At 69.0% G+C, this 8712-nt stretch carries 7 protein-coding genes and 2 pseudogenes; 8 read left to right on the top strand and 1 reads right to left on the bottom strand.

Features of this window, described 5'->3' with window-relative positions; all coding sequences use genetic code 11:
* From G6019_RS04675 to G6019_RS04660, 4 genes and pseudogenes are all read left to right on the top strand, one after another.
* Positions 1–367, top strand: a pseudogene (locus G6019_RS04675) (aminopeptidase N); the annotation flags it as partial.
* A 56-nt stretch (positions 368–423) separates the two neighbouring features.
* A pseudogene (locus G6019_RS04670) lies at positions 424–672 on the top strand (biotin/lipoyl-containing protein); the annotation flags it as partial.
* Positions 673–824: 152 nt separating this feature from the next.
* On the top strand, positions 825–2021 hold the full coding sequence (locus G6019_RS04665) for a cytochrome P450 (protein ID WP_182613661.1): 1197 nt from the start codon (positions 825–827) through the stop codon (positions 2019–2021).
* A 54-nt stretch (positions 2022–2075) separates the two neighbouring features.
* A complete protein-coding gene (locus G6019_RS04660; RefSeq protein WP_182613660.1) occupies positions 2076–3740 on the top strand; it encodes an FAD-dependent oxidoreductase in 1665 nt (554 codons plus the stop codon).
* Between the two features lie 38 nt (positions 3741–3778).
* Here the strand turns inward: G6019_RS04660 and G6019_RS04655 are convergent, their stop codons facing one another.
* Positions 3779–4417 carry a TetR/AcrR family transcriptional regulator gene (locus G6019_RS04655; protein ID WP_182613659.1) on the bottom strand — a complete coding sequence of 213 codons (639 nt, stop codon included), beginning with the start codon at positions 4415–4417 and terminating at the stop codon, positions 3779–3781.
* Positions 4418–4541: 124 nt separating this feature from the next.
* Between G6019_RS04655 and G6019_RS04650 the strand changes: the two genes are divergently transcribed.
* From G6019_RS04650 to G6019_RS04635, 4 genes are all read left to right on the top strand, one after another.
* The gene (locus G6019_RS04650; RefSeq protein WP_182613658.1) at positions 4542–5681 is read left to right on the top strand and encodes a VOC family protein; all 1140 of its coding nucleotides are present in this window, start codon (positions 4542–4544) and stop codon (positions 5679–5681) included.
* Positions 5678–6616, top strand: a complete 939-nt coding sequence (locus tag G6019_RS04645; protein WP_107756068.1) for a fumarylacetoacetate hydrolase family protein — start codon at positions 5678–5680, stop codon at positions 6614–6616. The genes G6019_RS04650 and G6019_RS04645 overlap by 4 nt, the downstream gene beginning before the upstream one ends.
* Complete coding sequence (locus tag G6019_RS04640) at positions 6613–8499, top strand: acyl-CoA synthetase (RefSeq protein WP_182627113.1); 1887 nt, start codon at positions 6613–6615, stop codon at positions 8497–8499. Before G6019_RS04645 ends, G6019_RS04640 begins: the two co-directional genes overlap by 4 nt.
* Positions 8496–8712, top strand: a 217-nt coding sequence (locus tag G6019_RS04635) for a DoxX family protein (protein WP_182627111.1), incomplete at its 3' end; no start/stop codon positions are given. The genes G6019_RS04640 and G6019_RS04635, both read left to right, overlap by 4 nt.

Below are 8712 nucleotides of genomic sequence, written 5' to 3'. Positions count from 1 at the left end.
CGCCAAGGAGGAGGCCGAGGCGCTGCTCACCGCGACCGGTGACGACGCACCGAGCAACGCGCTGGTGCGTGCCACCCTGCTGGGCGTCGACCTGCCGGGCCAGGAGCACCTGCTCACCGGGCTGTGCGAGCGCTACCTGGACGATGTGACCGGGCTGTGGAAGGCGCGATCCGGCGACCTGGCCAAGACCGTCGCCGCCGGGCTGTTCCCCGCGTGGTCGGTGGACGCCGAGACCGTGGCCCGCTTCGACGCCGTGATCGCGGACGCCTCATACCCGGCCGGCCTGCGCAGGATCCTCGCCGAGCAGAACGCGGACCTCACCCGCGCTATGAAGGCCCGCGCCGTGGATGCGGCGGCCGCCGGCTGAGCCGGACTCATCGAGAACGCGCCGGGTACCTGAGGGTTGACTCGAACGGACCCGTGAGTGAGGTACCCGCCGCGGAGAGGGCCGACCCCGGCGACCCCCTCCACGTCGCCGCACCCTTCTCCGGTGTGGTCACCATCACCGTCGGAGTCGGCGACGAGATCGAACCCGGCGGCACCGTCGCCACCATCGAAGCCATGAAGATGGAGGCCGCGATCACGAGCCCCGGAGGCGGGACCGTCGACCGCATCGCCATCAACACGGTCGGGCAGGTCGAAGCCGGCGATCTGATAGTCGCGCTGACCTGACCGCACCGCCCGGTGCGGAACCGCAGCATTCCGGGTGTGTCCCCGGACATCACTTGACCTTTGCCACACCTTTGGATGATGATTTCGTCAGCACTGACGGAATCAACTCGCGCGGCGAACCCCGGTGCGACTCGTGAGACCAGGACGGGCCGATGACGCTTCCACAACCTCTCCTCCGGACCGCCACCCACCGTGGGGCGCCGGTGGTCGACGTCGATCTGTACGGCGACGAGGTGATCGACAGACCGCACGAGGTGTACAGCAGAATCCGGGACGCGGGCCCCGTCGTCTGGCTCCCGCGTCGTCGGATGTTCGCGATCGGCCGGTTCGACGACGTTCGGCTGGCCCTACGCGACGATGCGACCTTCCGCAGTGGCAGAGGCGTGGCCGCCAATCCGGTCGCTAATACTCTCGGGCACTACACCACGCTCGCGAGTGACGACGACACGCACATGACCCGTCGGATGATCCTCATGCAGTCTCTGACCTCGCGTGCGATACGTCCGTCGCTGCCCACAATGGAGCAGGAGGCCGCGGACACCGTCGACCGGCTGTTGGCACAGGATCACTTCGACGGCATCGCCGACTTCGCGACCCGCCTGCCGGTCCAGGCGGTCGCCGAACTGGTCGGGGTGAAGGTGACCCCGGAGCAGATGCTCAACTGGGGCCAGTCGACGTTCGACGGTCTCGGTTCAGCGAACCGGCGTGCGCGTGGTTCACTCCGCGGATCGCTCGGCCTGTTCCTCTACACATTGGCTGTCGGCCGCCGGAACGTGACACCCGGCGGGTGGGCGTCGACGGTCCTCGATGCCGCTGACCGGGGAGAGATCGGCCGAGTCGAGGCCAAGAACATGATCATCGACTTCGTCGCACCGAGTCTGGACACCACGATCCTGTCGACCGGCCAACTCCTCTGGAGCCTGGGGACGACTCCCGGGCTGTGGGAACGGCTGCGGCGAGACCCGGACCTGATCCCGACAGCGGTGGTGGAAGCAGTGCGGATAGCCTCGCCGGTCCGGTCGTTCACCCGATCCGTCGCCGCGCATACCGAGTTCGGCGGGGTCCAGCTGCGCCCGAGGGACCGTGTCGCGGTGGTGTTCGCCTCCGCCAACAGCGACGAGCGGCACTTCCACAACCCCGAGGAGTTCTCGCTGGAGTGGCGTGGGAGCAATGTCGGATGGGGGCACGGCGTGCACACCTGCGTCGGCATGCAACTGGCGAAGCTGGAGATGCAGACCTTGCTGCGGGCAATGGTCCCGCGCGTCTCGTCCATCGAGGTCAGCGAACCCGAACTGCTGCGCAACAACTGCCTTCAGGGCTTCGAGTCCTTCCGGGCCTCGTTCCGCTGAGTGAACGCCGTCCGCCTCAAGCGGGCGGTACATGACCATCCAAGGAGGACCCCGGTGGCCCATGTCATCACGCGGCCGTGCTGCAACGACGCGAGCTGCGTCACTGTCTGTCCGGTGAACTGCATTCATCCCACACCCGGAACACCCGACTTCGCCCGGGCAGAGATGCTGCATATCGACCCCGTCGCCTGCATCGACTGCGGGGCGTGCGTGGATGAGTGTCCGGTCGACGCCATCGTCCCGGACGACCTCCTGCCGCCGGACTCGGCCTTTCCGGAGATGAATGCCGACTACTTCCGGGGACGCGACATCGTCCGATCGTGGACCCCGCCTCGACCCGCACACGCCTCCGGGCCGGGCGCCCTGAGGGTGGCGGTCATCGGTGCCGGGCCGGCGGCCTTCTACACCTCGGGCGAACTGCTGCGTCACCGCGGCGTCACGGTCGACATGTTCGATCGCCTCCCCACCCCCTATGGTCTGGTGCGCGCCGGAGTCGCCCCGGATCACGCAGCGACCAAGGGCGTCGAGCGGACGTTCTCGGCGACCGCCTCTCGCGAGGCGTTCCGCTACTTCCTCAACGTCGAGGTGGGAGTCGATCTCACTCTCGACGAACTCCGCGCGAGGTATCACGCGGTGATCGTCGCCACCGGTGCGGCCGCTGACCGCGCGCTGTCCATCCGCGGCGAGGACCTACCCGGATCACTCGCCGCCACGGATTTCGTGGCCTGGTACAACGGCCACCCCGACCACGCCGACGACGCGATGGACCTGAGCGGCGAGTCCGTCGTGATCGTGGGTAACGGCAACGTGGCCCTCGACACGGCACGGATCCTCGTGACAGATCCCGACGAGCTGGCGCGCACCGATATCGCCGATCACGCACTCCGGGCCCTTCGTCAATCGCAGGTACGACACGTGACCATCCTGGGCAGACGCGGCCCGGCACACGCCGCGTACACCAACTCCGAGTTCCAGGCATTCGCCTCCCTCTCCGGCGTGGACGTGATCGTGGACCCGGCTGACCTCGTTCTCGACCCCCGGACCCACCGGGACGAACAGGCGCGAACGCTGGACCCCACGACCGCCACCAAGTTGCGCCTCGCCCGCCGCTACGCGGCCCGAACCCCGACAGGCGCGGCTCGCTCGGTCGTGTTCCGTTATCTGACCTCCCCCACCGCCATCCTCGGCGGCCACGACGGCGTCTCGGGAGTGCGGGTCTCGCGCATGGCCTACAGGGCTGATGGCACCGGTCGCGTGCTCCCGACAGGCCCGGAGACGACAGCGCCCGCCTCCATGGTGATCCGGTCGATCGGGTATCGCGCAGACCCATTCCCCGGCCTCCCGTTCGACACCGGTGCCACCGTCATCCCCAACGAGGAGGGACGGGTGACCGAGAACGGATCCCCGATCGTCGGCGTTTACGTCGCTGGGTGGATCAAGCGCGGCGCCCGGGGCGGGATCGGCGCCAACAGGCGATGCGGTCTGCAGACCGCCGAGGCCGTTCTCGCCGACTGGACGCAGCACCGCCTGCCAGGTCCCGTGATCAGCGAGGACGACATCGACGCCGTGATCACCGAGCGGCGCGGCCACCGGATCGACGCAGCCGGGTGGGCCGCGATCGACGAGCACGAACGGGCAGCCGGACGCAGCGACGGCCACCGCCGACGCAAACTGGTGTCGATCGACGAGATGGTGCGGGTCGCAGCGACCGCCACCTGACCCACCTCGTCACGCCACGCCCGGTCGAGTCGGTGAGATCAGTCCCAGGCCGGCAACGGAAGGGCGATGAGCGCCGCGGCCTCGTCCTCGCTCACACCCAGGGCGCGCAGGACGTGGGCGGTGACGGCGTCGGTCGTGGCCGCGTCGTCGCGTTCGGGCTGATCGTGCAGCAGCAACGCCAGCGTCAGCGCGGCCCCGGAGACGACGGTCAGGGCCACGTCGATGTCGGCGGCGACGAACCGCCGGGCGGCGACCGCGGCCTCGATATCGCGCCGGGCGCGGGGAAGCAGGCCCGCGTCGGCGCTGGAGAGGACCGACAGACCGTGATTGACCACGACTCTGCTCAATTCGGGGTGCCTGCGATGCAGCCGACCGGTCAGGCGGAAGCTCTGGGTGAACGCCTGAGCCGGATCGTCCAACCCCTCGGTGAGACCATCCAGCAGATCGGCGTGGTCCTCGACAACGGCGAACACCGCCGCCTCGAACAACTCCTCCTTGGTCGAGAAGTGGTTGTAGAACGAGCCGTTGCCGACGTCGGCCATCGTGGTGATGTCGAGGACCGACACCGCGGTCCGCCCCTGCGCCATGAGCTGCTGGGCGGCACCGATGAGGGACCGCCGGGTCTGGGCCTTGCGTCGCTGAGCACGTGTGAGAGCACCCGGGTCGGCCTGAACCATCACACACTCCTTCCAGGCAGAGTCACATGGTCTCATACGCACCCGTGACGAATTCGTCAACGGGCTTGACTGACGCGTGCGGCGTATATGACGATATCGTCAACCACAATGACGGGGAGGCGCGATGACGGTCAGCCACGACGTGCACGAGGGGCTGCACGCCGACGAGGGCGCGCTGCCCGGGGAGCACCCCGGACGCCGGCCGAACCCGGTGGTGAAGGTCCACGACATCGCGTGGCTGGAGTTCGACAAGCCCGATCTCACGCGCACCGCGGCGTTCGCGGTGGACTTCGGTTTCACCCCCACCTTCCAGACACCCGACGAGCTGCATCTCCGGGGCGCCCTGCCGGGTCCGCCCTGCGTCATCGTTCGTCGCGCCCCGCGCACCGCCTTCACCGCCGCGGCTTTCCGTGCGGCCGACTCCGCCGACGTCCACACTCTGGCCTCCGAGTGGGGACGGCCAGTGGAGTCTCTCGGCGACGCCCTGGGAGGGCACGCGGTGACCACCCGGGATCCGAGCGGATGCCGCGTGCGGGTGGTCTCGGGAGTCACCGAATGGCCTGCGCTGCCCCTGCAGAGGGTGCGCAACCCGTTCAACTTCGAGGCCCACCGCACCCGGGTCAACAGCACCCAGCGGCCCCCGCGCGCACCGGCGCTCGTCGAGAGGCTCGGCCACGTGGTGCTCTCGTCGACGCGCTACCTGGCGTCACTCAACTGGTACCTGCACAACCTGGGGATGATCGTCAGCGACTTCCTCTACTACCCCGGACAGCGTGACCGCGGGCCCGTGATGAGCTTCATCCGGTGCGACCGTGGCGGCGAGGTGGCCGACCACCACACCCTGGCCCTGACACTCGGCCCCGCCGACCGCTACGTCCACTCGGCGTACCAGGTCTGTGATCTCGACGCTCTGGCCGCGGGGAGCGAGTACCTGCTCGACCGGGGATACGACCACTCGTGGGGACTGGGTAGACACATCCAGGGCAGCCAGCTCTTCGACTACTGGCGCGATCCGGACGGATTCCTGGTGGAGCACTTCACGGACGGGGACCACTTCGACAGCACTGTCGCCGCCGGGTGGGCCCCGATGACGGCCTCGGGCCTCAACCAGTGGGGCCCGCCGGCCACCGCAGACTTCCTGGGCATCAAGCCCGGCCGCGCCGCACTGCGCGAGTTCACCTCGATCCTCGCGTCACTGCGCGAGTCCGACAACGAGTTCGACGTCCAACGCCTCTTCGGCCTGATGAAAGTAGCCCGCACATGAGCTTGTCCGTCCTCCGTACCGCCGACGCGTGGTGGGTGCTGGTGCCCGCCGGCGCCCGTCGCGTCGACACCCGCGCGACCTCCACCGCCGAGCTGATCGCGGACCGCCAGGCCGTCGTCCGTGCGACGACCGACGACGGCGAGACCGTGGACCCGTCGAGTCTGGCCCTGCAGTCGCCGGTCACCGCGCCCTGCCGCGTGATCGCGCAGATGACCAACTACGTCTCACACGTCCGCGATTCCGGCATGAACCCCGACAAGGTTCCACTGACGTTCTTCCGCAAGGCCTCGGGCTCGATCGTCGGGCCGAACGACGACATCGTCAAACCCGCGCACGTCCGACTGTTGGACTACGAGGTCGAGATCGGGGTGGTCTTCGGTACCAGCCTGCCCGTCGGAACCACCATCGACGAGCAGACCCTCGCCGACGCCGTTGCCGGCCTCGTGATCACCAACGACGTCTCAGCGCGCGACGTTCAGCTGCCCAAGACGCAGTTCTACGAAGCGAAGTCCTACCCCGGCTTCACCCCGGTCGGCCCCGTCCTGGTGCTGCTGGAACCCGGCGAGTGGGAAAAGTTCTCCACGCTCACCCTCGAGCTGAGGGTGAACGGGGTGACACGTCAGAACAGCACCGTCGCCGACATGATCTACAGCCCACTGCAGGCGGTCCGGACCTTGAACAGATTCCAGCGCGTCGATGCCGGAGACCTGCTGCTGACCGGCACCCCCGGAGGAACCGCGCTCACCGCACCCGCGAAACCCATCGAGATGATCGGAGCGCTGCTCCCGCCGCACCTGAAGTGGAAGGCGTTCTTCAAGCGGCAGGCCGGCAACCCCAAGTACCTGCAGGACGGCGACATCGTGGAGACGTCGGTCCGTGCGGGCGACGGGACTCTCGACCTGGGCATGCAGCGGAACGTGGTGCGCTACGCATGATCACCCCCACCTCATCGGCGTCGTTGTGGCCGGCCTACGACACCCCCGAGGACGTCGCGGTGATCGAACAGACACCGCTCGACGCGCGCGGGTTGCCGGTATCGACATACGCGGTCCTCGCCCGCGCGGCCGAGCAATGGCCTGAACGCACCGCGCTGCGCGTCATGCCCGACGCGACCCGGTGGCGGCAGACCACCGACCGCACGTATGCCCAGTTGCTCGACGCCGTCGACAGACATGCCGCGGCCCTCCGCGCCGCGGGGGTCGGCAGTCAGGACGCGGTCACCCTGCTGGCGCCGAACTGTGTCGAACTGATCGAGGTGATCTTGGCGGCGCAGCGCGCAGGCGTTGCCGCTCCGATCAACCCGGCCATGAACGCCGACCACGTGGCCGAACTGATCGGCAGATCGGGCTCGCGGGTTCTCGTCGCCGCCGGGCAGGACCTCGACCCCGAGGTGTTCTCGCGGCTTGACGACATCCTGGCCAGCACGGTGATCGGCACGGTGTTCCTCCTCCGCCCCACCGGGGCCGACTCCCTGCCCGAGGTACCCGATCTGGGCGACGTCACCGTCGCCTACCTCGATTCGGCCGAGGTCCCCCGCGTCGCGGTCGAGGAGGTTCGTGGTGCCGACGACCTCGCCGCACTGTTCCACACCGGCGGGACCACCGGCGTGCCCAAGCTGGCCGGTCACACGCATCGCAATGAGGTCTCCAACGCGTGGATGATCGCGGCGAACACCGTGCTCGACGAGGACTCCGTCGTCTTCGCGGCGCTACCGTTGTTTCACGTCAATGCGTTGATCGTCACCGTGCTCGCGCCGATGCTGCGCGGCCAGACCGTCGTGTGGGCGGGGCCTCTGGGGTACCGCGACCTCGCCCTGTACGGCGTGTTCTGGCACCTCGTCCAGGCCCACCGGATCTCCGGGATGAGTGCCGTTCCCACCGTCTACTCGGTGCTCGCGCAGTGTCCTGTCGACGCCGACATCTCCAGCCTCAGAGCGTGCCTCGTCGGGGCGTCGATGCTGCCATCCGCGGTGCGTGAAGGATTCGAGTCTCACACGGGAGTCCGCCTCCTCGAGGGCTATGGTCTCACCGAGGCGACCTGCGCCAGCGTGCGCAGCTTCTTCGACGGTCAGCCCGCCGGCTCGGTCGGGCAGCGCCTGCCGTATCAGCAGCTCCGCGCCGTCGACGAGGACTGGCAGGAGGTGCCCGCCGGTTCCGTCGGGCGGCTCGTCGTGTCGGGCCCCACCGTGTTCGCCGGCTACATCCGCCGTCGCGGCGAGGACGGGTTCGACCTCGATGACGGTGGGTCTGTTCGAGATGGGTGGCTGGATACCGGCGATCTGGGGTCTGTCGACGAACGCGGGTTCGTGACCCTCACCGGCCGCGCCAAGGACCTCATCATCCGCGGCGGGCACAACATCGATCCCCGCGCGATAGAGGACGCCCTTCGCGAGCATCCCGATGTCACCGACGCCGGAGTGGTCGGTCGTCCCGACGTGCACGCGGGCGAAGTACCCGTCGGTTACGTCACCATCCGGGACGGCGCCACGGTGACCGGCGCCGGCCTGCAGGCGTGGGTGAGCGACCGGGTGTCCGAAGCGGCAGCCGCCCCTCGAGAGGTGACCGTCATCGACTCGCTGCCGGTCACCGATGTCGGCAAGCCCTACAAGCTCGCGCTGCGAGCCCTCGCCACCGAGACCGCGCTCAGCGCGGCACTCACCGAGGCCGGGGCACCCACGCCGGTGGACGCTCGGATCGTCGACGGTTCTGTCGTGGCCGTGGTCGAGCAGCCCGGAGACGTCGACACGGCGACCCGCGTCCTCGACAGCTACGCGATCCACTGGACGTGGGCGCCGAGCGACGGGCGCACCCGCTCATGATCGATTCCCACCCCCTCGCCGCGCGAGGGGTCGCGCTCGTGCTCACCGCCACCGGCACCGCGAAGGTCCTCGCCCTCGCTCCGATGAGGGAGCGAGCCAGTCACCTCGGGTTCTCCGGGCGGGCGTTCCGCGTCATCGGCGCCTGCGAGCTCGCCGGGGTGGCCGGGCTCCTGCTCGGCGAGGGCCACCCCCGTGTCGGGGCGGCGTCCGCGA

This window comes from Dietzia sp. DQ12-76, assembly GCF_014145045.1.
In the GTDB taxonomy this organism is placed as follows: domain Bacteria; phylum Actinomycetota; class Actinomycetes; order Mycobacteriales; family Mycobacteriaceae; genus Dietzia.
This window is presented reverse-complemented; position numbering and strand designations above follow the sequence as displayed.

Bases quoted from the DNA above. Each gene is read 5' to 3' on its own strand.
- G6019_RS04650 (WP_182613658.1), top strand. From the start codon at position 4,542: ATGACGGTCAGCCACGACGTGCACGAGGGGCTGCACGCCGACGAGGGC.
- G6019_RS04655 (WP_182613659.1), bottom strand. From the start codon at position 4,417: ATGGTTCAGGCCGACCCGGGTGCTCTCACACGTGCTCAGCGACGCAAG.
- G6019_RS04645 (WP_107756068.1), top strand. From the start codon at position 5,678: ATGAGCTTGTCCGTCCTCCGTACCGCCGACGCGTGGTGGGTGCTGGTG.
- G6019_RS04665 (WP_182613661.1), top strand. From the start codon at position 825: ATGACGCTTCCACAACCTCTCCTCCGGACCGCCACCCACCGTGGGGCG.
- G6019_RS04640 (WP_182627113.1), top strand. From the start codon at position 6,613: ATGATCACCCCCACCTCATCGGCGTCGTTGTGGCCGGCCTACGACACC.